The sequence below is a fragment of the Planococcus sp. TJ-201 genome (assembly GCF_058268495.1).
This window is the reverse complement of the sequence record NZ_JBZDOG010000001.1, coordinates 908,816-934,340: the sequence shown is the minus strand read 5'-3', so window position 1 is coordinate 934,340 and position 25,525 is coordinate 908,816. Positions and strand designations below refer to the sequence as shown.

Annotated in this window: 16 protein-coding genes; 14 read left to right on the top strand and 2 right to left on the bottom strand. The window is 43.8% G+C overall.

All coding sequences use genetic code 11. The annotated features are described in order from the left end of the window. Positions 1–72: 72 nt before the first annotated feature. The 8 genes from AC4EG4_RS04760 (at position 73) to AC4EG4_RS04725 (ending at position 9,848) form a co-directional block, all read left to right on the top strand. The gene (locus AC4EG4_RS04760; protein ID WP_490987072.1) at positions 73–2,925 is read left to right on the top strand and encodes a SwmB domain-containing protein; all 2,853 of its coding nucleotides are present in this window, start codon (positions 73–75) and stop codon (positions 2,923–2,925) included. 717 nt (positions 2,926–3,642) lie between these two features. Next, positions 3,643–4,991, top strand: a protein-coding gene (locus AC4EG4_RS04755) for an IS3 family transposase (RefSeq protein ID WP_490987071.1) whose coding sequence is annotated in 2 segments (ribosomal slippage) — positions 3,643–4,123 and positions 4,123–4,991 — 1,350 coding nt in all. Because the reading frame shifts where the segments join, the coding sequence is not laid out codon by codon here. A 654-nt stretch (positions 4,992–5,645) separates the two neighbouring features. Next, positions 5,646–5,954, top strand: a complete 309-nt coding sequence (locus AC4EG4_RS04750; RefSeq protein ID WP_490987070.1) for a hypothetical protein — start codon at positions 5,646–5,648, stop codon at positions 5,952–5,954. Between the two features lie 646 nt (positions 5,955–6,600). Next, positions 6,601–6,783 (top strand): hypothetical protein, encoded by a 183-nt coding sequence (locus AC4EG4_RS04745; RefSeq protein WP_490987069.1) that lies wholly within the window; start codon positions 6,601–6,603, stop codon positions 6,781–6,783. A gap of 207 nt (positions 6,784–6,990) precedes the next feature. Then, positions 6,991–7,266, top strand: coding sequence for a transposase (locus tag AC4EG4_RS04740; protein WP_490987068.1), 276 nt, complete (start codon positions 6,991–6,993; stop codon positions 7,264–7,266). 270 nt (positions 7,267–7,536) lie between these two features. Next, complete coding sequence (locus AC4EG4_RS04735) at positions 7,537–7,959, top strand: hypothetical protein (RefSeq protein ID WP_490987067.1); 423 nt, start codon at positions 7,537–7,539, stop codon at positions 7,957–7,959. A 641-nt stretch (positions 7,960–8,600) separates the two neighbouring features. After that, a complete protein-coding gene (locus AC4EG4_RS04730; protein WP_490987066.1) occupies positions 8,601–8,828 on the top strand; it encodes a hypothetical protein in 228 nt (75 codons plus the stop codon). Next, positions 8,829–9,848, top strand: a complete 1,020-nt coding sequence (locus AC4EG4_RS04725; protein WP_490987065.1) for a serpin family protein — start codon at positions 8,829–8,831, stop codon at positions 9,846–9,848. A 137-nt stretch (positions 9,849–9,985) separates the two neighbouring features. Here AC4EG4_RS04725 and AC4EG4_RS04720 read toward each other — a convergent pair whose 3' ends face one another. Further along, positions 9,986–11,845 (bottom strand): LTA synthase family protein, encoded by a 1,860-nt coding sequence (locus AC4EG4_RS04720; RefSeq protein WP_490987064.1) that lies wholly within the window; start codon positions 11,843–11,845, stop codon positions 9,986–9,988. Positions 11,846–12,145: 300 nt separating this feature from the next. Here AC4EG4_RS04720 and AC4EG4_RS04715 point away from each other — a divergent pair, with 300 nt between their 5' ends. The 4 genes from AC4EG4_RS04715 (at position 12,146) to AC4EG4_RS04700 (ending at position 21,558) form a co-directional block, all read left to right on the top strand. Continuing rightward, entirely contained in the window at positions 12,146–15,799 is a 3,654-nt protein-coding gene (locus tag AC4EG4_RS04715) for a S8 family serine peptidase (RefSeq protein ID WP_490987063.1), read from the top strand. Positions 15,800–16,045: 246 nt separating this feature from the next. Then, entirely contained in the window at positions 16,046–16,627 is a 582-nt protein-coding gene (locus tag AC4EG4_RS04710) for a transposase (protein ID WP_490987062.1), read from the top strand. A gap of 126 nt (positions 16,628–16,753) precedes the next feature. Continuing rightward, complete coding sequence (locus tag AC4EG4_RS04705; protein ID WP_490987061.1) at positions 16,754–20,248, top strand: DUF8508 domain-containing protein; 3,495 nt, start codon at positions 16,754–16,756, stop codon at positions 20,246–20,248. 149 nt (positions 20,249–20,397) lie between these two features. After that, positions 20,398–21,558 (top strand): S1C family serine protease, encoded by a 1,161-nt coding sequence (locus AC4EG4_RS04700; RefSeq protein WP_490987060.1) that lies wholly within the window; start codon positions 20,398–20,400, stop codon positions 21,556–21,558. Positions 21,559–21,983: 425 nt separating this feature from the next. Here AC4EG4_RS04700 and AC4EG4_RS04695 read toward each other — a convergent pair whose 3' ends face one another. Then, a complete protein-coding gene (locus tag AC4EG4_RS04695) occupies positions 21,984–22,727 on the bottom strand; it encodes a C40 family peptidase (protein WP_490977456.1) in 744 nt (247 codons plus the stop codon). A gap of 493 nt (positions 22,728–23,220) precedes the next feature. Here AC4EG4_RS04695 and AC4EG4_RS04690 point away from each other — a divergent pair, with 493 nt between their 5' ends. Then, the gene (locus AC4EG4_RS04690; protein WP_490987059.1) at positions 23,221–24,183 is read left to right on the top strand and encodes a CBASS cGAMP-activated phospholipase; all 963 of its coding nucleotides are present in this window, start codon (positions 23,221–23,223) and stop codon (positions 24,181–24,183) included. A gap of 110 nt (positions 24,184–24,293) precedes the next feature. Continuing rightward, entirely contained in the window at positions 24,294–25,319 is a 1,026-nt protein-coding gene (locus tag AC4EG4_RS04685) for an acyltransferase (protein ID WP_490977458.1), read from the top strand. The last annotated feature ends 206 nt before the right edge of the window (positions 25,320–25,525 follow it).

The following is a 25,525-nucleotide window of genomic DNA, read 5'->3' as shown; positions in this document are numbered from 1 at the left end:
AGAAGGTAGCTGAATTGAGTTATATGACTCAAAATATTTATAGCATCACCAACCCAAGGAGGAATTTCATTAATGGCTTACCAACCAAAGAATTACAAAAAATTCGTAGCAACTGCAGCGACAGCTACTTTAGTAGCAACAGCAATCGCTCCAGCAGCATTAGCAGACCAAGCTTCAACTTCTGCATTCACTGATGTAGGGGATCGTTACGAAGAAGCGGTTGAATACGTAGTATCAAATAACATTTCAAGCGGTCTTACTGCTACTCAATACGGTGTTGGCAATTCAATCACTCGTGGCGACGCAGCAATCATGATTGCTAAAGCTGCTGGGTTAATGAACGAAGAAGCTCCAAACTCAGGTTTCTCTGATGTTCCTGCTCGTGGTGCTGTTGCAGTTAACTCTCTTAAAGCTGCTGGTGTACTTAGCGGCGTTTCAGCTACTCAATTCGGATGGGATCAGTCAATCACTCGTGGCCAGGCAGCATACATGCTTGCACAAGCTTATGATTTAACTGGCGGCGACGCTTCTGATCTAGATTTCACTGACGTTGGCGAAGACCACCGTTTTGCGCAAGAAGTTGCAGCTTTAGTTGAAAACAACATCACTGCTGGCGAAACTGCTACTAAGTTCGGAATTGAATCTTCAATCAAACGTGGAGATTTCGCAATCTTCCTTTACAGATTGTCTCAATTGGATGATACTCCACCGGTAGTAACTCCACCAACTCCTGGAGATTTAGAAGTTGTTTCATTAATGGCGGTTAACCGTTCATCTACTTCTACTGACTCTATCGTTATTGATTTTGGAACTGAGCTTTCAGACGATTCACTTCCTTCAAGCAACGACTTTGAAGTACGAGTGAACGGAAGAGATGTAAATGTTCTTCCAAACATTGAAGTACAAGGAGACGACTTGATTTTAACGCTAAGTGGTAATGCTATCACTGACCAGGATGATGAAGTTCGCATTGACTACACGCCTGGTACTAATGTAGTAACAAGCGTTTCAGGTGACGAATTCACTGGCACTTTCGTAAACCGTTTAGTTGAATTAATGGCAGCGGTTGTTGAACCTGCTACTATGGTTGAAACTGAATTGCTTGCAGGTGCTGACGTTTTGGTTGAATGGGATCCTTCGGAATCAGAGACAGATGTTGCAGTTTCTCAATCCCTACAAGTATCTGTAAACGGTGGTAACTTCGTAACAGAAGAAACTTTCGATAACATCACTTCAGACAGCTACATTTATAGCGGTCGTGACGGACAAACTGTTGAATTCCGTGTATTAACATTTGGTGAAGATGGTCAAGTAGCTGTGTCTGGAAGATCTGAAGCTGTTACACTTGATGGTCAAGAACCAGAACTAGTAACCGGCTCAGTGAACCGTGATGAGTTAGTGCTTACATTTGACGAAAACTTTGATCTTGACACTACTGTAGTTGCTACTGATTTCAGTGTCGATACTGACTCTGGTCTTGTACTTGGATCAGAAGTAACAGTCGAAGGTAATGTTGTTACTGTAGAACTAGCTAGAGATATTTTGACTAGTGAAGAAGATCTTACAGTAAGCTACAATGGTAATGATCTTGCTGATGAAGCTGGCAACCTTGTTGATGTAGAAAATGAAGATATTGACAATGTAACACTTTCGAATGAAGAAGAGTTTGAAGCTGGAACTTCAGTAACGTTTGAAGATACTGTTTTCCAAGTATATAACTTAGAAAATCCTACTATCATCGATGATGCAGCAACAGTTCGTGTTACAAGCCCGGATGGCGATACTTCAACTTTAGCACGCGATCTTTATGATGGTACAAGCGGAACTGAAGGATTGTTATTTGATGTGACACAAGAAGAAGGCCTTTACACTTACACTGTTACAACTGGTCAAGGTGGAGGAACTCCTCAAGTATACACAGCTGTAATCGAATGGGATGGAATTGAAGCGGTTTACTCTGATAATGTAGGCGAAGATGGAGAATACTCTGTATTTGAACTTTACTTAACGGAAGAAGATGCTCTAGCTGAGGACAACTTAGACGAAATCCAAAATGTTTATTACTACGAGCGCACAAGTGGCGACTGGGTAGAAGCTGATGATGTTGTTGCATTCACTAATGAAAATGTAGGAATTGCAGAAGATCAAACTGGATCGTTTGAATTATTAATTGATTACGGTACTGGTACTTTCTACAACACTACAATTCAAATGCCTGCTGATTCATTGCCAGAAATTGAAGATGCAGAAGTAAATGAAGCTGGTACTGCGTTTACTGCAACATTCAGTGAAACAGTTGCTCCATTCGCTCTAGTTGATGGAGAAGAAAATCCATTCACTGTCAAAGTTGATGGAGAAGAAGTTGATGTATCTTCAGTAGCTAATGGTACTAATTCTGATGAGTTACTATTCACATTCAATAACGTAGACATTAAAACTGATGCGACTGTAACAGTAAGTTACGATGCTTCTACTACAGTTGGAGAAGATAACGTACTTGAAGACTTAAATGGCAACGAAGCGCTAAGCTTTGCAGACTTCGAAGTTGATAACAGTTCAGCTGCACCAGAATTGTTAACAGCTGCTACAGGTTCTACTAACACAATTGAACTTAAGTATGACGAAGCAATTCGGATTGCTAATGCAAGTGATTCAGTTGATGGTGATGACTTCCGTGTATTGGTTGCTGGAGCGCCAGTCGAAGTAACAGTATTTGATTTCGCTAATACTTTAACAACCGATACTGAAGGAAATGAAATTCTTACACCAGATACAATTAGATTGACTTTAGCTCGTGACATTCCAGTTAATGTACCAGTTTCAGTAACGTATAATGGAACTGACATCGAAGATTTCTCAGGAAACAAAATTCCTGCATTGACGAACCAAACTGTTCTAAACACGAACCAAACTATCGCCAATTAATAAAACTAAACGAAACGTTACCCGATAAGCCGAAAGGTGAAACGGGTGGAACATACAGCTCCTAGCAATAGGAGCTTTTGTTCTAACTATTTGATTGAATAGACCGGGGAAGTACCGGTCGTTGAGAACAGTTCATGGTCATCAGCCTAATCCTCCTGCGTCCGGTGCGGATCTAACAATCCAATGGGGTGAAGTCAGGTGAAGTCGTACTCATGAAGATGAGGCGGGGCTCTTTAAAAAATAACTATGGCTAGGATGACGAATCCATGTAGGCAGGGTAATGTAATCTGATATGTGAAATTAAGCTATTGGCTCATTTCAGTTCTGCTTGTCTGAAATGACAAGCTGCGTTGGGACTAATTCGAACTGTTAAACCCTTCGTTCTTACGCCTGGATAGTGGAAGCCTACGGTTATTAAACTAAGGGATCAATCGAATGGAACGTTTGAAGTCCTGCTTGAAGAGGTGTGTTAGCACCTGTGAGGCTTGTAGGATGGCAGCGGGTTTGTAGTAGTGTCGATCGCCGGCCGTTTGTACCTGATCAGTAATGATTGGGGAGGAGAAAACCGGCAGGAGCGAAGAAACCCAGTCAGTGTAAGTTATTCTACAAAAAGCTTATTTCCCCAGATGTAAGCTTGCTAAAAAATAGAAGCCAATCACACATATGAACTGCACCAAAATTGTTAGACACAACTAACAATGGAGGTGCAGTTTTTCTATGACGAAATTTACGGTTGAAACGAAGATTAAGGCTATTCGCGAATATTTAGCTGGTCATGAGTCGAAAAAAGAAATTGCCAGGCACTATGGCGTGAATCGGCAAGTGCTCCACCAATGGATTGACCTTTACCGGCACCACGGCGAAGACGGATTGCGGAAACGGTATACAAACTATACGGCCGAGTTTAAAATGGACGTACTTACCTTTATGAACGAGACTGGGGCGTCCCCTTACGAAGTCGCTGCCGTTTTCAATATTCCCACCAGAAGCACGGTGGTGAAATGGAAGGAAACGGTGGAGCGAAGTGGAATAGACGCCCTTATTCCAAAGAAAAAGGGGCGTCCATCCATGAACGAGAAACCGAAAAAACCCACACCATCCAAGCAGTCAACCGAATCACTCCAGGAAGAAGTGGAGCGACTGCGTATGGAGAATGCGTACCTAAAAAAGTTGAATGCCTTAGTGAAAGAAAATGAACGGTCACAACGCAACTCAAAGCCCAAGTAATCTATGAGCTAAGGCATGAATTTAAGGTCGTCGACCTCATCAAGGTAGCATCGATTCCGAGAAGCACCTACTATTACTGGATCAAACACCACAAGCATCCCGATAAATACAAAGAGATAAAAGAGACCATTTACGCGATCTTTCACGAGCACAAAGAACGTTATGGGCACCGGAATATCCACATCGAATTAGGAAAAAGAGGCATTCGGCTCGACCCCAAAACCGTTTTGAAGTTGATGAAAGCGATCGGTCTCACGTGTCGCGTGCGGATGAAGAAATACCGTTCTTACCGCGGCAATGTCGGAAAGACAGCTCCGAATGTGCTGGAACGGGACTTCGCGGCCGAAAAACCAAATCAAAAATGGGTGACCGATGTGACGGAGTTTGCCCTTTTTGGCCAGAAGCTCTACCTATCGCCTGTATTGGACCTGTTCAACAGAGAAATCATCGCCTACACGGTCCAAAGCCGGCCGACGTATGACCTGGTTTCTACGATGCTCGAACAGGCCTTTGAACGGCTGGATCCCGGAGTGGAACTTGTCCTCCGTTCCGATCAGGGCTGGCAGTATCAGATGAAGAAGTACCAGAAATCATTGGCCGACCGTAACATCACCCAAAGCATGTCCCGAAAGGGGAACTGCCTCGACAACGCCGTCATCGAGAACTTCTTTGGCATCCTCAAGACGGAGCTTCTGTACCTGCAGGAATTTGAAAGTGTCGAACACTTCCGCCAGGAGCTGGATGACTACATGGTCTATTACAACGAGAAACGAATGAAGACGAAATTAAAAAACATGAGTCCGATTGAATACCGGACTCATGTGCAACAAGCTGCTTAATTTTTTGTCCAACTTTTTTGGGTCAGTTCACATACGTGATTGGCTTCTATTTTTATTCTTGAATTAGTTATATAGTCAAATTATCTTATCCTATAAAGATTCTTTTTAGAATATACGAAAGGATTAAAATGGCATAAATAAATGATTATGGAACTCCATATACGTTGGAAAACGCTTGTGCGGTATGAGATGGAAATAGCGAAGTAACTGTAAATAATGTTTCGGCTTTCAATACTGTTTTGAGTAACCCTACTATTGAAGAGACTAATCCTTTTGACAGTACGTTAACAGTTGATACCCTTACTAATATTGATTTAAATAATGAAATCGTTAACTGCTAAACAGTGATCAAAAGTAACTACACATAATGCTAGCTTTATAAACAATCCAGCAGTTATTGGAACTACTAAAATTACAGATGTAGCTCATGCGACTTTTATAAACAACAGATCTCTCAAATCAGTTCTGATTACTGATACGAGTGGAACACGATTTGTAAATGATAGCGTTAACATGGGTATACTGACAATCAATACAACTACTTCTGTAAAGTTAGATGGCTCAAAAGCTATTTCTCAACTAGTTGTAGCGAAAGAAGTTACCATTACTCTAGAAGAATATAGTCGAATAAAAAATATATAATTTGACGTCCTAGTGCCTATTGAAGGTAACGGAACTGTAGAAACTACTACAAGTGATGCGGAAGTTACAACTGCTCGTAAAGTGGTTGTAACTTCTGTTTCAAAAGAAAGATTTACAGTTCCAGCAATAGCTGGCGTCTCATCCACAATTGCTGATAGTAAAGTTACGTTATCAGTGAACGCTGAAAGCCGAGAATTTGCTTCAATTACTCAAAATGATGGGAATATTGAGTTTGAAAATGCAGCGTCTTTTAACAAGGCACCAACAAAACATATACTTGCTTTGATCAAGACAAAGAAGTTATCAAGGTCGATATATTAGTTGGTGAAAGATCTTAAGTTACTGAATAAGCAGTTAAATTGGATCAATAGTCTAGTAATGAGTCATTAATCACTTGTGCAAATCAAATTAGTTTTAATAGAAATTTGTGAGACCGTGAAATGAAAACCTAGTGGAGAAAATATTGAACTGAATCAAAAATGGAAAAAAATTGAAAAAGAGATACTATTTGAAGTTTTTCTGTTTTCAGACACACACATACTGAATATATTTACTAGAAAAGGCAATTTTTTTATAAGTAGATTCATATTTAACGGTACTACAAAGATTATTGGGTATTCAAACAATTTGACCAGCAAAAATTCACGTAACTCCCAATTTCTTTTATATTTGAAATGTCGATTACCAAGTAAAAAAAGAGATGATGCATGCGCTTGAATTTTACCATGAATATTCCGAGTTTAGAAGATGTGAAAATAACGAAATTGGAACAGATGGAGGACTGCGTTGCCGGGAGAAGATTCAGCGCGTCTACGACTACAGGATCCAAATACTTGAAAGTCTGACCTCTCTTTTCAACAAGAATAGACGTTATGTCTACGAGGCGTATGGGAAGAAATTCATCGAACAGAACACGTTTGTGAAGCGCTACTAGTGATTTTCGAAGAAATAGAATCAGGCTGTCCATGTGCGCAGCGTCAAAGCGAAAACATTCAAGGAAGTGGCTAAGCAATATGGTGCTTCCGCTTCAACAATCGTTCGGCGTTTCGATAGAGTTGCGCTTCAGGAAGTTACCAAAATCACAAAATTTCTGCATATCATTGCCATCGACGAATACGAGGCGACACCCGCGAAGGAAAGTACCAGCTGAATATCGCCAATGGCGAAAGGGGAGAACAGATTGATATTATGCCCAATCGGAAAAAGAGACAATCAAACAGTATCTCCAGCAAAATGGCGCGTTGGTAGACATTGTCATCATGGACATGAGCTATTTCTTTAAAGTCGCGCTCAAAAAAGTACTCAGCAACCGGTAACCATCGCCTACTATTTTCACTTCTGCCGGTACATTTACTGAGTGATAGATGGTGTACACAGAAGTATACAGAAAAATTGGAATGACTATGATAGCAAAAAGGGCAAACGGATGCGCGATGTCTTCTACAAAAATAGAGAGAAGTTGACGGAGAAGGACCATTGTTACTTGAAGCATTATCTCGAAATGGACGATGAGCTCAAACGAGCTTATGAACTGAAGGGAACGTATTGTGTGTGGTTCGAGGCAAGTAAAAAAAGAAGTCCTGAGGAAATCCTCAAGACCAAAAGCGTTGCTGGAATTTTACCGGCTGATTGAACAAGCAGGCATTCCCGAACTTCCAAAAGCCATGGGCATCTTCTGAAACCGTCAGATGGAGCCCGAAGAAACAATAGTCAGAGAGTAAGTTAAAAAATAATAAACAAGTTATTCCCTTTTGTTAATATCTTTGCTATACTCGAGTAGGGAAATAAGCAAGAAGAACTACATTGATAGCACGCCGTATGCGATGAAAGTCGCTTGTACGGTGTAGGCTTGTTATAAAACTGAGAGATAGAGAATGTATAAGACAAGAATGGCGAACCCGAAGTGCCCGAAGTAAGTGGTGCGTTTAATGAAGAAACAAACACGTTAACATTAAATGGCTTGACTGTCACAGTTGGACAAGCAAATAACCAAAGACAATTAACAACTGCAACTTTCTTTACTACATCTAGTTATCAAACAACACCAATCACTATTGGGGGATCTGATAGCAATATATCTGTAGGTTTTATTAATGGAGAAATTAATTATGATTCCATGAACTTTACGACGCCATTAAATGGTTTGTATGCAACAGTAGTAGGAAACAATCAAATTCAATTCAGTTTAAATACTGATGGAGGAGCCTCATTCGCTCAAGACCATTTAATTGTCACTATAGAAGATGTCAACGATGAGTCTAAAACAGTAACGATTGATCTAAACATTAATACAGAGAATGCAGACAACATTGTAATAAATAATTAATTTTAGAACCTCACCTATTGGTGAGGTTCTTCTTATGGTGAAGTTGGAATATTAAGCGTCGTAACGATAAAAATCCTAGCAGTAACTCACACAATTCATACCCTATTGCAATAACGGCAAATGACTAAAGAATGTGGTCATATAATCCTTAATGGGTTAGGATTTTTCTTTTAGTCTCCATTTCGTTTCTACGAAACTTTCACCTATATATCATAATCCTGAATATAAACCTAAGAGTCTACTTCCATAAATAGTCTTCTATGTAATAGGCGTTCTTTCAGTTTATCTATCAGGATTATACGGCCTTGATTCTGACCTCAAATAAGGGTTCGAACGCATGTGGGCAAGCTTTTAAGTATGTCACACTCACTGCAGTGGTGATGTTTCAGTGTATTTGATGAAGTTTGACTGTTATAAACGCTAAATTAGTGAACGGTATGCAGTCTTAATACCTTTTAAAGTAAACTAAATAGGTAAGTAGAAAATACTGTTAGACTACGATTGGTTCAATCTTTTGATGGTTGAATATCCGGTAAGCCGGTATTTGGGAGAATTGTGTGGGAGCCTGGCACCCACACAATAATCTTTTGTAACTTTCTCCACTTTCTCCAGTCTAATCCAATAATAGGAGGTGGAAGAGGATGAAAAAACGCAGCATTCCATTTTTATTAGCAGGAATTCTTTTCATCACCACAGCTTGTAGCAGTGGTGACAACAATGAGAGCCTTGAAATTTCAGAAGATGTGGTGTTTGGCGAAGGCAGTTACGAAGAAATTATTTCCGCCAGCAATCAGTTGGGATTGGAGTTACTGGCTGAAATCGAACCTAATGAAGAAGGCAATATCTTTATTTCCCCAATGAGTTTGTAAATGTCGTTGTCAATAGCTTACAATGGCGCGGATGGAGAAACAAAAAGTGAAATGGCGGATGTTTTGCAAAAAGAAGGCATTGAGGTTGAAGAGCTGAACAAAGCGAATGCATCAATGATGATGAGGCTTCACGGGAAATCGGAAGAAGTTCAGCTGAATGTGGGAAATTCGATCTGGCTTAACGATGAATATTCTTTTCAGAAAGACTTCGCGCAAGATACTCAAGATTATTTCAATGCGGAAATTCGCGAAATTGATGTCGCAGATGAAGAATCAATAGATGCCATCAACAATTGGGTATCCAATGCAACAAATGAAAAAATAGAAAGCATTGTTGAGGAACCTCTTGACCCAAAAACGGTTGCGATCCTCGTTAATGCTATTTATTTCAAAGGGAATTGGCAGTATCCCTTCGAAGAAGACGATACAGAAAGTGATATCTTCCAATTGCGGGACGGAACGGAAGAAGATGTACAACTAATGGCTCTTACTGAAAGCTTGCCTTATATGGAAACCGATCGTTTTCAAGCGATTTCATTGCCTTATGGCGAAGGTGGATTGAGTATGAACGTCTTTCTTCCTTCGGAAAGCTCATCCCTCGACGAATTCTCCACATCGTTGACCGCAGGAAAGTTAGAAGAGTGGAGCGGGGAATTCAGCAAAGAGGAAGTTTCGCTCAAGCTTCCCGCTTTCCAATTAGAATACGAAAGTGAGTTAAAGGAATCATTGAAGACACTTGGCATGGAATCCGCATTTGATGATCGGGCAAATTTATCTAAGCTGGTTCAAGAAAACGTTCGCTTGAAAATCAGTTCGGTTCTGCAAAAAACGTTTATCGATGTAAACGAGGAAGGAACAGAAGCTGCTGCTGCAACGTCCGTGACAACTGTGGAACCTTCCGGCATAGCTGAACCAATATCCATGAGGGTCAATCGTCCATTTTTCTTCACGATTACCGAAGAAAAGTCAGGCATTGTCCTGTTTATGGGATCCATTACGCATCCGCAAAGTGGTGATTGATGTGTGGGTGCCAGGCACCCACACAATTCCACACAATTCAAAACCCCAAAACCCCAAAACCCCAAAACCCCAAAACCCCAAAACCCTCACGAACCGTATAATCGGATCGTGAGGGTTTTGGGGTTTATCATGGGTTATCACCGATCTTCAAACAACCTGTCTAAAGAATATTGATCTCCGAAGAGCAGATCGTATTGAATCAGTTCATATTGGTTTTCAGTGGCTTCGACTTCGTCAGGTGTTAGCCTGAACAATTCACCATTCGCATCGAGTTTTACTTCGTTCGTGTAGCCGGGCATTTCGGCTTTGAAGTTTTCCAGAACGGAATGGTACAAAGGCTGTTCGATTCCTGCCAAATCAAATACGACGGGTGCCAGGAAGGACGGGCTGATGGTTCCAAGTTCCGGCACTTCCGTGTCAAAGTTATTCCAAATGGCCAACGGAGTGGACCGCATTTTCAGCTGATCGTCAAGACTCCAGTTAATATCTCCCGCACCGCGTGGCACGTACTCGGCTTGTTTGTAAAACTTATAGTCGTTGCCAAGACCAGGCAGGTGGTCCCCGAAGAACACAACGATGGTGGGTTCATCAGATGTTTCGTAATAATCGATTAAACTCTTGAACGCAGCATCTGCATCCGCGATTCCTTGCGTGTAGGACCGGAGCAATAAATTAAAGACCGGATCAACCCCAGCAGGCACGCCAGTTTCCACAGTAAAGTCGTCGTACTTATCGACATTGTAGCTGGTGTGGTTTTGCATCGTAATGGCGTAAACGAATGTCGGATCTTCATTCGCTTCCGTCTGCTCGATAATGGTATCCGTGACCTGTTGGTCAGAAACGTACGGTCCTTTGTAGACCGGATCGGTGAAACCGTCTATATCGATGAAGGTGTTGAAACCGAGATGTTTATAGACCTCTTCCCGGTTCCAGAACCATTTTGGATATGGGTGAACTGCAGTGGTTTGATACCCCCGGTCAGCCAAATAATTGGGCATTGCCGGAACTTCATTTTTAATATACTGCTGGTACGGAACAGAGCCGGGCGGCAAGAACATATTGCTAAAGCCGGTCAGTGCCTCGAATTCCACATTGCTCGTTCCGCCGCCAAAAGCAGGAGCCAGAATCTGGCCTTGCTGTTGAGATCTAACCGTCGGCATCGGGTCTTCGTTATACGATGTCCCTTCGACTAAGGTAGGATCCCAAAAAGATTCACTCATGATAAAAATGATGTTTGGATCTGTTTCCGGCGCAGAGTTGGACTGTGGTTCAACTTTATTCAATCCATCGACAATATCCAAAATGTTTTCTTCGTTGTAACCGCTGGGCGGCAGCACAATCGCACTTTGCATGTTCAATAAAAACGTCAGCAGAAAGCCGTTGGATTTGTAATTTTTGCCTTGGTCAAAGGTAATATTGGTAACTCCAGCATCTTTCAAAGTAGACTCAACATCAGGAATTGAGCGGTAAAACACGAAAATGCTCAAATAGGCTGCTCCTAAACCAATAAATAACAAGCGCGCCAGAGGAGTTAGCCGAATCCAACGCTTTGGCTTTTTGATGAACAAATAGGCCGAAAAACCAACAAGGACAGCGACAATCAAACCGAAAACAACGATCACCTGTGTCAAATTGATGGTTTCATACAAATTAGGCAGCAAATTCAGGACATTATTGTAAAGCAGTAAATCCCATGGGTACAAAAACTCCCCAAGAAAACTGAACTTGTAATAGCTAAAGACGGCAAGCAGAATAACCACTGCATTTGTTATAAAAAAACTAAGAAAATAGCGGTTGAAGATTCCCAAAAACACAATAAACAAGCTGAAAACAATCATGTAGTTAAAGAAAAAGGCCTCTTTATTTTCTCCGCGCCAAGCTGCTCGTTCTTCGTAACTGTCATTTAAGTATGTTTCAATTCCATTGATCAATAAAAAGAAGTAAAATATGGTCGCTATCATAACCAAGACTGGTTTGTAGCTCCATTTGAATCGCATAAAATCACCCCAAAAAAATGTCTAGCTATTCACTTTTATAAATTTTGGTAATAAGTGAACTGTTTTTAAGTATAGGGGAATTTTTCCAAGTAAGCAAATGAAATTGTGTGCGTGCCTGGCACCGACACAATTAGGCACATAGAATTTCACAGAAAAACTAAAGGACCTAAATAATTCGAAAATAACTAACAAATAAGCTAGCTTTAGAACCATGGACTTTTGGTTGATAAACTGGAAAAATGAAGTTGATTTAATTATTTGATAATTTAGATAAGGATTTCAGAAAAGGGAGGAAGAAGTATGAAAAAGATGCTAATTTTATTAGCAATTTTACTACTTGTAACGAGAAGTCTGGGCAGTTTCGACAGTGTAAAAGTACAGGCAGCTCCGGAACCGAAGATTGAGTTGGCGCAAGCGCTGCTCAAGCCGGAATCACCGAAAGAAAGTGTGCGGGTGATTATCGAGCTGCAGGAAGAGCCGACAATTGAAGCAGCGACTTCAAGGGGCGTTCTTTATAAAGAGCTGCCGGATGCGCAGAAACAGCAGATTGAAGCAGCTGCTGCGGCAAAGCAGGAAACCGTGCAAGAGTCGATTGAGGACGTAGCGCCAGCGATTGATTATCTCCAAACCTTCACAGCTGTTTTTAACGGTTTCTCGGCACAAGTAGAGGCAGGGCAAGTAGCGGAAATCGCCAAGCTGCCGAACGTGAAAGCCGTATACGAAGCGACCGAATACAAGCGCCCAGAAGTCAAACCAACCATGAAATATTCCAAAGAGCTCGTGCAGGCGCAGCAAGCTTGGCGTGATTATGGGTTTAAAGGAGAAGGAATGATTGTCGGCGTCATCGATACAGGCATTGATCCGAACCATCAGGACATGGTGTTGACCAACAACACCACGGCTTCTCTGACGCAAACCGAAGTAGAGTCTTTTGTTTCAAACAGTGAAATAGAAGAAGGCAAGTATTTTACGCAGAAAGTGCCATTCGGTTATAACTACATGGACGCCAATACGGAAATCCGCGACATTGCGCCTGGTGCCTCGATGCACGGTATGCACGTGGCGGGAACAATCGGTGCCAATGGCAATGAAGAAACCGGCGGCATTCAAGGCGTCGCACCGGAAGCGCAGCTGCTCGCATTGAAAGTTTTCGGCAATGATGCGTATTACGCATCGACGTTCGGAGATATTTACATCAAAGCAATCGATGATTCCATCAAATTAGGAGCGGACGTCATCAATATGTCGCTCGGTGCAACAGCAGGGTTTGTCGATACATCAAGCCCGGAACAGCAGGCTGTGGAACGGGCGACGAACAATGGCATCCTCGTTGCCATTTCGGCGGGCAATGAAGATTTGCGCGGCTCAGGTTACTTGTCGCCATTTGCGGAAAACCAGGATTACGGCTTAGTAGGCACACCGGGAACCGCCATTGATTCGCTGGGCGTGGCTTCTTTCGAAAACAGTGCCCTTACTACCGACAGTTTTTTGTATCAAATTGAGGGAGCGGAAGCCGAACGCGCGCTGTATTTGCTGGCAAACAGCGCAGAGCCGGAGAGTTTGCCTGCCGATTCTTACGCCGTAGTGGACGTGGGTTTGGGTCAGCCGGCAGATTTTGAAGGAAAAGAGGTGACCGGCAAATTCGCCTTGATCGCGCGGGGGACGATTCCGTTTACGGAAAAAGCGTTTGCCGCACAAGCAGCGGGTGCAGCGGGCGTGATTATTTACAACAACACAACCGGACCGATCAATATGGAATCCGATCCATCCATCACCATTCCGTTTATGTCGACGCTTCAAGCCAATGGATTGGCGATGAAAACGGCGCTTGCTGCAGGCAAGGCAGTGACCGTGTCGTTTGACGGAGCAAAACTGGAAACGCCCAATCCGAATGCCGGGAAGATGAGCGACTTTACGTCTTGGGGGCCAACCCCGAATTTGGACTTTAAGCCGGAAGTCACAGCACCCGGCGGCAATATTTTCTCCACCTTCAACAACAATGAATACGGCCTGATGAGTGGAACTTCAATGGCCGCGCCGCACGTGGCAGGCGGAGCAGCCCTCCTGTTCCAGCGCATCGAAGAGCTGGGCCTTGACGGGCGCGACCGGGTACAATTTGCGAAAAACCTGATGATGAATACCGCCAATCCGGTGGAGTTGGTCGCAGGCCAGTTTGTGTCTCCGCGCCGGCAAGGTTCCGGCTTGATGCAATTGCACGACGCGCTGTCGACAAATGTCATGCTGACAGAAGGGAACAGCGGCGACGCCAAAGTGGCGTTAAAGGAAATCCAGGACAATCGCATGACCATGACGCTGCAGGCCGAGAATTTTTCAGACAAAGCGGCTACTTATGCAGTAGCGGTCACCGTCCAAACCGATTATGTCACGAAGCTTCCGGAACGGAACATTGACGTAACTGATCCGAACCGTTCGGGCGCTAACGTGGTAACTGATCTGGTCAACGTCACAGCACCCCAAACAGTAACCGTACCGGCAAATGGCACGGCAGAAATCGAAGTGACAATCGACGCCTCAACCTTGCAAGGGCGGCCGGAATTTGCAGGATTCACCAACGGCTACTTCATTGATGGGTTTATTACATTGACCGATGGAAATGAAGGCGTAACCGGCAACACGCCGCTTGTTGTACCGTATTTCGGATTTAATGGCGGATGGGACGACGCCCCGGTGTTCGATGACGTAGCTTGGGATCCGGGAACATTTTTTGCATCCACCTTCCTGACCGATGAATACGGCATGATCCTCAATGGCGGCAGTCACCAGCAAGGCTATGCGCCTGAGCGTTTTGCCTTTTCACCAAATGGCGACGGCAGCCGAGAGTCTGTCATTCCAGCGTTCTCGCTCTTGCGCAACGCCAAAGGGCTGGAAGTCAATGTGCTCGATGCAGATGGCAAAAAACTGCGGACCTTGCAAACCGGGAGGGATCTCGTGAAAAATTATACCCAAAACTTTTCGTATTATTACGATGCGCTCAATGAATGGAACGGGGAAGTGCTGGGCAAAACGGTGGAAGATGGCAACTACCAGATTCAAATGCGCGCCGTCATTGATTACCCGGATGCTGAATGGCAATCGTTGACCTTGCCGATTTTGGTCGACACGGTGGCGCCAGCTGCGAAAGCCACATTGAATGCAGAAACAAAAACCGTGACGGTCGCCAGTTTTGCGGATAACGCAGGGGGCGGTGGAGCGGACCGTTGGGAAGTGTTCCTCAATGATGTCGAGCTGACGGAAAAACCCGACACCTTTGAAGACGAATCCTTGGCACCTGCCACTACCCAATACGTTGTGCCGGTAGCAATTAAAGCAGGCGATAAACTAAAAGCCGTGTTCCATGACACTGCCGGCAATAAAACCGAAGTGGCGCTTACGGGTGCAGTCGCCGATACTGAAAAACCAGCTGTATCCATTATCACTCCCGGACTGTTTGAAGTATTGAGCACCAAGCGAGTGGATGTCTTCGGCAGCGTCGAAGATCAGTCGCGCATTGTGTCGGTCACAGTCAACGGTGAAAAAGCCGATCGCTTTGACGGCTGGTTCTTCCAGCATTCCGTGACCTTTGAAGACGGCCGGAACGACATCTTCGCCAAAGCCATCGACGAGGCGGGCAACGAGCTCGAAGTGCGCAGCCAAGTGTTGATTGACACCCAGCCTGCCGAACTCGAACTGCTGGACGTACCCAAAACAACCAGCGAAGACAGCGTGGAAGTGAGTTTGAATGTTAGGGACAATATGGACGCCATCAAAGTGTACTTGACTGACAGCGAAGTCTTCAGCCAAAACATGACCGAGCCGTATGGCGAAGGCGAATTCGATAAAGACATTACCGTTGAAGTGCCAGTTTCCAGCCTTGGAGAAAATAGCTATACCTTGAAAGTAGTGGATGCAGCAGGGCTTATTACAGAAGAAAAGTTTGTCATCACAAAAGAATAGGAAGAATGGCAACAAGCCGGAGCCGGGAGAAATTTCTCCCGGCTTTTTGTTTGGGTGCCTGGCACCCAAACAATTCAAAAATAAAGTTTGACCACGAAAAAGCCTGTATCCGCATGCAATGCTTGTGAAAAATCATTTTTGAGTTGTTATCCCAAGACAAAAGTTAACTATCCGTTTTTTGGAACAATTGACGAACGGTCAGCTTGTTTCTACTATATAAATAAAAGTTAAAAGGAGTGTGGGAAATTGGGAAGAAACCGACGTATATGGAACCCGGAGGTATACGAACATGTGGTGATGAGGGGGAATAACAGACAAGCAATTTTTCTGAATGATTCGGATAGATCTGCCTTTTTCAGGGTGCTGACCTATGCGCATGAAAAACATTCGTTTACGATTTTAGCCTATTGCCTGATGACCAATCATTATCATTTATTGATCCGGTCTCCTGAAGTGCCATTGGGAAAGCTCATGGCACTCATCAACAAGCGTTACAGTGATTACTACAAGAAGAAATACAAGTACAGCGGTTTTTTTTACGAAAGCCGTTATTACGCAGACAAAGCGGTAACCCCCAAAAGCATCCTCGCGGTCAGCCGCTACATTCACAGGAATCCCCTCAACACGAGCCAACCCATGGCGGAAGCGATGAAAGATTATCCTCATAGCTCATTTCACCTGTACGCAGACTCCCTCAGTTCTCCATATGAATTCCTTAATGTGACGTACTTGACCACGATTTTGCCTAGACCTTACTCTAAATGCAGGATCGGGTATTTGGCGTATTGTGAAGAACCTGATCTCCCGGATATCGGGGAGATCGAGTAAGAATTGTTCGGGTGCCAGGCACGAAATGAGATAAAAACAACATTATTTACAAAAGTTTAATAGAATTAGCAGCTTTTCCCTGTATACTTATTACGTAACCTATACTATTCCTGAGGAGTGAAGATTTTGGCGAGAAATACGTTTATGAAGATGCTATTGAGCCTTGTTTTGGTTTTGTCTGCAGTGCTGCCATATATGGCAACGACGACAAATGCTGCAGAACCGCTGACAGTTGCAGAAGCAATTGCGAACAACGCGGGGGCTGCTACAGTGAAAGGCTATATTGTTGGAACGGCAACAAGTGGAACCAACTATGACCAGGAAGCACCTTTTACAGCTGCTACAAATCTGGGTCTTGCCGATTCTCCGGACGAGACAGATCCAACAAAAATCATTCCAGTTCAATTGCCGACAGGAACTGTACGTGCAGGTTTGAACTTGGTTGACAATCCGACCAACTTTAAAGCTGAAGTTACCATCACAGGGACTTTAGGTGCTTATTTTCAAGTTCCAGGATTGCGTTCAGCATCAGCTTTCACAATTGAATCCGAAGGCGAAGCACCGCCTGAAGCAACGGTCGTGGATTCACTGGCAGAAGCCCGCACAATGATGGGTGAACTGATCCAAGTCGAAGCAACCGTCACAACGGGAACAGGATTCTGGGGCGGCAACGCATTTTACGCACAAGATGACACAGCAGGAATTTATGTCTACACTTCAAACGCAGCAGTAGCACCGGGAGATATCGTCCGTTTGACAGGTACGGTTTCTGAGTACAGCGGTGAACTTCAATTGCAGCCAAACACGGTGGAAGTGGTCTCTTCAAACAACGAAGTGCCAGCAGTCCAGACCGTTGAGCCAAGAGGTGTCAATGAAGACACTCAAGGCGAGCGCGTGGCACTGCAGAACGTCACAATTACAGATTTACAAAGTGTGAACGATTTTGGGACGTTCGAGTTTTCGGCAGTAGCTGAAAACGGCGAAGCAATCACAATTCGCAACGATAACCGCAACGGAGTAACATTTGAGCAATTTACACAACAATATAAAGAAGGCGATTTGATCCATGTAAACGGAATCGCTTCAAAATACAATGATTCGTACCAGGTGAAAACACTTGGCTTTGACAGCTTTGAACTGGTCAACAAACCGGCAGTATACGCCGATACGTTCCCAGGTGTCGTTTCAGAAGGAGCTGAAATCACGTTAGCTTCCGGCTGGGAAAATGCCGCTATTTATTACACAGTTGACGGCTCAACACCAACTGCCGCCAGCACAAAATACACAGCACCAATCGTCTTGACAAAAGACACAGCGATCAAAGCAATCGCAATTTCTGACGAAACATCGGAAGTATTTACATTTGAATACACAGTCCTGAAAACAGCGGACTTGAAAATCCGTGACATTCAGGGCGATGACCATTACTCAGCGTACGAAGGCGTAGCCGTCAATGAAATCGTTGGTGTTGTCACGCATTTGTACAACTCAGCAAACTTTGTTATCCAGGACATTAACCCGGATAATGACTTGACGACTTCAGAAGCGTTAATCGTTAACAAAGCATCAAATGGCCTTCAAGTCGGTGACCTGGTAACGGTCAACGGAACGGTGGAAGAACATTTCCAAGAAGGCTATTCAGATATGAGAGACAATGACCTGCCAATCACACGCATTCGTGCTACGGACGCAGTGAAAACAGGTACAGCTCCACTTCCTGAACCAATTGTTATCGGAGAAGATGTCCAACCGCCATCAGAGATCATCGACAACGATGGCTTAACATCTTTTGATCCAAAAGAAGACGGCATCGATTTCTGGGAGTCGCTTGAATTGATGCGTTTAGCTGTACCCAACGCACAAGTTGTTGGCCCGCAAAACTATGGCGAAGTAGTCGTTGTAGCGAAAAACTCGCCGAACACAGAATTCCACAAGCAAGGCGGAATCCTGGTCTCGGAAAATGATTTCAACCCGGAACGCATCACGGTCGATTTCGACAATGAAGACTTTGTAGCCAAAGCAGGCGACTCGTTCAACGGCGATATTGTCGGCGTTATGGGCTTCGGCTTCGGGAACTACAAGCTATGGGCAGAAGAAACGGATTTGCCGCAACTGACAGACGGCGGAACACAGCCGGAACAAACATGGATTAAAAACAAAGAAGACGAATTGACGGTATCGGCTTATAACGTTGAGAATTTCTCGGCAGACCCAAGCCATACGTCTGATGCAAAAGCACAACGCATTGCAGAATCGTTCGTTGATGACCTGAACTCACCGGACATTATCGTGATGGTAGAAGTGCAAGACACGGACGGCCCAATCGCTTCAAACAACAGCGATGCAACAGGAAGCTATGAACGTTTGATCAAAGGCATCGAAGCAGCAGGCGGCCCGACGTATGCCTGGACTGACATTGCACCTGAATACAACCAAGACGGCGGACAGCCAGGCGGGAACATCCGCGTCGGCTATCTGTACAACCCTGAACGCGTCACCCTTTCAGAAGGAACAAAAGGTACAGCAACCGAGGACAACTCATGGATAGACGGCGAACTTGCCTTGAACCCAGGCCGCGTCCAGCCAATTGCTATGCCGAACACACGCAAACCAATCGCTGCACAATTTGAATTCCAAGGAGAGCAAGTTGTTGTCATCGGCGCTCACTTGAATTCTAAAGGCGGAGACCAGCCCTTATTCGGCCAGAACCAGCCGCCAGTACTTGGCTCTGAACCTGAGCGCATCGAATTAGCAAAAGCCATCAACGGCTTTATTGCAGAAGGACTTGAACAAGATCCAGACTTGAACGTCGTGGTTGCAGGCGACATGAACGATTTCGAGTTCACGCCGGCAATGAACGCATTAAAAGGCGATATTTTGACGAATAAAGTCGAAGATGTGCCGCTTGAAGACCGCTACTCGTATTATTACCAGGGCAATTCTCAAGTGCTTGACCACTTATTGGTAACCAATAACTTGGCAGACCGCACAGAATTGGATATGGTCCACATCAATGCGATGTTTATGGAACAGCATGGCCGCGCATCGGATCACGATCCGCTGCTGGCACAAATTGCCTTTGAAAAACCCGCAACGCCAGGTAAACAGCAAGCAAATCCTGATTTTTCTGGAGACCAAGCTGTCGTAATTGCTGGGGAACCGGATAAAAAAGGCGAGCTCGCTATTACTTTCACAGAAAAAACAGTAGCTGAATTGTTGGAGAGCGGAAAAGACCTGTTGATCGACATGCCGACAGTGGATATGATGCTTTCAACTAAAAACCTTCAGCAACTGGCAACGGCTGCATCACAAGGGTTTGTTTTAGAAGTGGCAGTTGATGACGCTAAAGAAGTCGATAAACGCCCAACCTTAACAAATCAAAGCGATTTGGCATTGACCGACTTAAAAGGCAAACAACTGCCGTTGAAATTTAAATCACACCTTACACTGGCATTCGATACTACCAATGCGATTAAAGTCCAGTTTGGTGCATATGAAGACCATAAAGGAAAATGGAAAATTATCCAGGGAAAACTGAATAATGATGTTTTCACGCTTAACGTCAACGAACTGGGGAATTACACCGTCGTTACAAATAAAGGACAGATAAAGAAAAAGTAAGCTAGTGAAAAGTATTCGATTTGAACAGCCGCTCTCAGCAAGCGCTGTTCAAAAAGAATGCTTTTTTCTTTTTGTCCAAAGACCTTTGGAGCTGAAGTTGATATAATGAACACAAATCAACTGACAAGTCATAAAAGTGGGTGATATAGATGACAGGACAAAAACAAAACCAAATAGGAAGCTTTCCAAAAAGAGGATTGATGCCGCTGTTACTTCTTCTGATGCTGCTTTTAGGGGTTAGTGGATGCCAAGGAGGGGAATCAGCACCAGCAGAAAGTGAAATCGATTCGAACGTCGAAGAGGAAGAAGTAGTGGACGTAGAGGAGGAACTAAGCGAAGCCTCCATGATTGCGAATGCCAAGACACATGTGTATACCGTGTATACCGACTTGGAACAAGGGTCTGGCTTTTTGATCAACACGGAGGGGGACATTCTGACCAATGCCCATGTGGTTTTGGACGCATCTTACATCACCGTCAAAAACAGCGATGGCCAGGAATTTAATGGCCGGATCATCGGCATGTCCGACACGCAAGACCTTGCGCTAATCCGTGTCGACGAACTCGCCGGAAAAGAGCCGTTGGAAATTGAAATGGAGCCGGTTCCCATCGGCACGCCGGTTGTTGCCATCGGCAGTCCTAACGACCAAAGCAATACGGCCACTACCGGTGAAATCACTGGCACCGAGCTTGATTTTCTGGACGTGTACGAATACACCGGCTTGTACGAAATGAGCGCAGACATTGCTCAAGGTTCCAGCGGCGGTCCGCTAATTGCAACCGACACCGGCAAAATTCTTGGCATCAACTCAATCATTCTGGAAGAAAAACCAGGATCCGGCTATACCATTCCAATCTACAGTGTCTGGGATCTCTTGGTAGAATGGGTGGAAAACCCAATTGCTGCGGAAGCCCAGGAAGTTGTGCTGCAAGATGTGAGAGATGCCTATTTTGCTGATGACCTGTTGGCAAATTTCATCTCTGCTTATTATGAATTAATTCCTTATTCATTGAACGAAGCTGAATCTTCCTTTTACTTGTCTTATATTTTGCCAGACAGCGAAGCAGAGCAGGAAGCTACTGAATTGATTAAAGAACATGCTGAACAGGACCGGATTTACGGCGCGGTCGAGACGGCTGTCACCCGCGTGGAAATCCACGAAGATAGCGCAACGATCGAAGCGGAAGCTGAGTTTACGTACGAGGAAACCGAGAGTGGAGAGACGGCCACGGTTATGCACGAAGGCATTTATACGGTGGTGATTGACGAGTACGGAGATTACCAAATTGAGGACATTGTGAATGAATAACAGGCAGGCTCCTAGTGAGTCTGCTTTTTTTCTATGGTCTTCGTGTTTTAAAGCAGCTTCGGCCGCTTGGAGAGGACGCGCCTCAGCTTGAGTATAGCTTATATAGAAGAAACTCCATCTTTTATGGTTTGAAAAGGGAACGTGAAGTTTTGAAGTCGCTGGAAATGGGTTGTAGTGAGGATGTGTTCGTGTGATTTTAAAAGGAGCTTCGAAGAAGACTCACGCAATAAGCCAAGCAGCAATCTTATTTTTGATTACCGTCCTTTTATTCGGGGTAAAAAGAAGAAAGCGCATGCAACAGCAATATACGCTTCAGAATCAATTGGTCACGGAGCAGTGACCAATCTTTAGGAAAAGAAAAAAGGGGACCGGCAAATGCCTGCTATAGCAGACATTCGGGTCACCCTTTTGAAAATCCTATTTGATTAGAAACGTTTGTAGCTGTGGAACTTCTTGCCCCAGTAAGAGTCGTTCATGCTCTTGACTTCAGCTTTCGCTCCGCCAGAGTGGATGAACTGGTTGTTGCCAATGTAAATCCCAACGTGTGAAATTCCAGCCTTGTACGTGTTAGCGAAGAATACCAAATCGCCTGGCTGCGGGTTGCTGACAGTGTAAGTTTCAGCAAATTGTGTAGAAGTTGTGCGTGAAACGTTCTTGCCTGCTTGTTTGAAAGCGTATTGGATAAATCCGCTGCAATCAAATCCAGCGCGAGTTGTGCCGCCAAATTTGTACGGGATGCCTTTAAGTGATAATGCTTCTGAAACGACTGATGAAGAAGAAGCTGTTTTAACTGAAGCTTTCTTGACAGTAGTAGACGTTAGCAATGTGCTTAATACCCATCCTGATTTGCCGTTAACTTTTACTTTGTACCAAGTGGCGCTGCCGACTTTCTTTTGGTGAGTAGCTGTAGCAACTGACCCTTTTTTAGCCACTGTTACAACTTTGTTTTTTGTTCCCGCATCTGCGCGAACGTTTGTGTTGTATTTCATTTTAAACGTACCTGATTTTGCAGTTGCTTTGCTTGCGGCAACTTGCTGTACAGATGATGTCGTAGTTTCGTAAGAAGCGGTGTTGTTCGTTTGGACTGGTTGAGCGTCTTGTGCACCCGTGGCTGAGTTAGCAAATAGCAATGATCCTGCTGTAAGTAGCGTAAAGAAAAGTTTTTTCATTGTTGTTGGTTCCTCCAAGTTTTTATTATCCAAGTATATGAATTAATAATATTTTGCTCTGCCATTTACTATATAGAGAGAACACCTTAAAAACAACGTCAATTCAATTGCAGTTATATTACAGTTGTATAACAAAACAAATTCATGCGCTAAAAGCCTGTGACAGCAGCCTTTTCAACAGCAATAAAAAACGAAATAAAGGTTTATTTTAATGAAAAAGAGGTTATGAGTAAGAAATTTAGTTTTTTTGTAACAATTAATCGCCTAATAAATCCAAATTTTAAAACACTACCAGCTTTATTTTAACTATGCAAGCCGAACAAAATTTAGAAAGATTTTAGACTGAAACAAAGAACCTAGTATATAATCATTTTTTTATTAAAAAAATAAAATAATATCTAAATAGTTTGAATTTTTAATTGTAATAATATTTATTTGTTTTTTATTGATATAAATATGATTCTGTGTCCTGGATAATGAGGGAGGTGGAGAGGTGAAGAAGATTTTATCCATTGATGGTGGAGGCGTCCGGGGCATTATTCCAGCGATGTTGTTGACGGAATTGGAAAAACAGACCGGCAAGCCGATTGCTGAGCTGTTTGATCTGGTTGTAGGAACCTCAACTGGCGGAATTTTGGCGCTTGGACTGGTTGCACCGGACGAAAAAGATCCGACCCATCCTCGCTACACAGCTAAGCAGTTTCTTGGGTTTTATTTAGAAGAGTCGCATGAAATTTTTGATAAATCCTTGTTTTTCAAACTGACTCGCGGCATTTTTACCCGTCGCTACCACGCACGTGCGCTGGAAAGATCGCTGAAAAAATACTTTGGGCAGACGATGTTGTCTGAAGCCTTAAAGGATGTTGTGATTCCGAGCTACGAAATCCAAGGTCGCTTTACGGCTTTTTTCAAGAGCCGTGACGTGCACACGAAGAAAATTGAAAAGGATGTCTTGATGCGGGACGTGGCGCGTGCCGCTTCTGCAGCTCCTACTTATTTCGTGCCCAAAAAAATCAAAGCTTATCGGGGAGCGAGCTTTATTGATGGCGGGGTTTTTGCCAACAACCCGGCAATGTGCGCTTATGCCGAAGCAAGAGAGATCTTTCCCGATGACACGGATTTATTGGTCGTGTCACTTGGTACGGGAAATCCGCAATTGACCATCGAGTTTGGCGGCGTCCGAACATGGGGTCTGCTTGGGTGGGCGCGGCCGCTTTGGTATATCCTCATGGACGGCAGCTCGGACGTTGTGGATTATCAATTAAAGCATGTTCTGCCCGATCGGGAAGATGCCAAACGTTACTACCGCTTTCAAATCGAGCTGCTGGAAACGGGCACCGAAAAACTCGACGATGGTTCACAAGAAAATCTTGATGCGCTGGTTGGGCTTGGCCAGCAATTGCTTGATGCCAATCGGGCAGATATCCAAAAACTATGCCAACAATTGGCAGACTAAAGCCTGTCATACAGTTGTCATCAATTCGTATTGGTTCAAAACGCCGTGACAGGCTAAAATGATAAAGAGATTAGATTAGGACCAACATGTATATAGAAGGAGTTGCCCACATGGCCAGAAGGTATGACTATATGGATTGGCTGCGGGTTTTGTCGATTTTTGTGGTAGTCGGCATTCATGTAGTATCGAAAATCATCAACAGCACCTCCACAGACGACTGGATCTGGCATTTCGCCAATGTCTTTGATGCCGGTTTGCGCTGGTGTGTGCCAATTTTCTTCATGCTCAGCGGGGCATTGCTGCTGACGCGTGACAAAGAAGAAAGTGTTAGGCAATTTCTGAGAAAACGATTGTCGAAAGTCGTTATCCCGCTGATTTTTTGGAGTTTTATTTATACTTTGTACAACGTATATGAGCTGGGAGAGTCGTATACCGCGTATGAAATTTTGGTCCAATTTTTGACCGATGATGTGTATTTCCACTTGTGGTTTCTCTACACCATTACCGGGCTCTATCTCATGGCACCGTTTTTAAAAATATTGGTGCAGCACATGGACAAAAAAATGTTCCAAGCCTTTTTGCTGTTTTGGATCGGGTTTTCCTGTTTTCTGCCGTTTCTGCCGAAATTCTTTGAGTTTGAGCTCGCTGTGACCGCAGGCCTTTTTGAGCCTTACATTGGCTACTTCCTGCTTGGCGCTTATCTGGTGCTTTACCCTGTGCCGAAAAAATACTTAAAGCCGCTTGGCGTTCTCGCTGTTGTCGGCTATATCATCACGTTATGGGGCACTTATTACTTGAACGCTGGGTTGCCAGCAGACGAATTCGATGATTTTTTCTACGAACATTACCGGCCAAATGCCTTGTTTATTACTTTGTTTATCTTTATCGGATTCCAGCACATGAGCAAAAAGATCAAACCCAATGCCCTGATCACACGCATCAGCACGGCAACATTTGGCATTTACGTTATTCATCCGCTGATCCAAATTTCGTTGAACAAATTTTTTGGATTGAATGAAACTACTTTTAACCCAATCATTAGCGTGCCGCTCGTATGGCTCTTAATATTTGTCATTTCATTTGGAATCATTTTGGCGATGCAAAAGCTGCCGGTGATCAACCGATTGGTGCCATAGAATGAAAACCAGCTTTCTATAGGCTGGTTTTTGCATTTACAGGAAGATTCCGCTTGGCTCATTTTCGTATCTAATAAAATGAGGATGATAAAAATATGTTTTTTTAAATACAACTCGTGAAAAAGAATTTTTTTCTTGAGAAAGTGTCAATAAAGTACAATAAATCAACAGATGGATGCAATTAGCTTTGACGGTGGTAGTAACAT

Excerpts from the sequence above, each read along its gene's own strand:
- AC4EG4_RS04760 (WP_490987072.1), top strand. The coding sequence starts at position 73 with ATGGCTTACCAACCAAAGAATTACAAAAAATTCGTAGCAACTGCAGCG.
- AC4EG4_RS04730 (WP_490987066.1), top strand. The coding sequence starts at position 8,601 with ATGAAAAAACGCAGCATTCCATTTTTATTAGCAGGAATTCTTTTCATC.
- AC4EG4_RS04725 (WP_490987065.1), top strand. The coding sequence starts at position 8,829 with ATGTCGTTGTCAATAGCTTACAATGGCGCGGATGGAGAAACAAAAAGT.
- AC4EG4_RS04720 (WP_490987064.1), bottom strand. The coding sequence starts at position 11,845 with ATGCGATTCAAATGGAGCTACAAACCAGTCTTGGTTATGATAGCGACC.
- AC4EG4_RS04715 (WP_490987063.1), top strand. The coding sequence starts at position 12,146 with ATGAAAAAGATGCTAATTTTATTAGCAATTTTACTACTTGTAACGAGA.
- AC4EG4_RS04700 (WP_490987060.1), top strand. The coding sequence starts at position 20,398 with ATGACAGGACAAAAACAAAACCAAATAGGAAGCTTTCCAAAAAGAGGA.
- AC4EG4_RS04695 (WP_490977456.1), bottom strand. The coding sequence starts at position 22,727 with ATGAAAAAACTTTTCTTTACGCTACTTACAGCAGGATCATTGCTATTT.
- AC4EG4_RS04685 (WP_490977458.1), top strand. The coding sequence starts at position 24,294 with ATGGCCAGAAGGTATGACTATATGGATTGGCTGCGGGTTTTGTCGATT.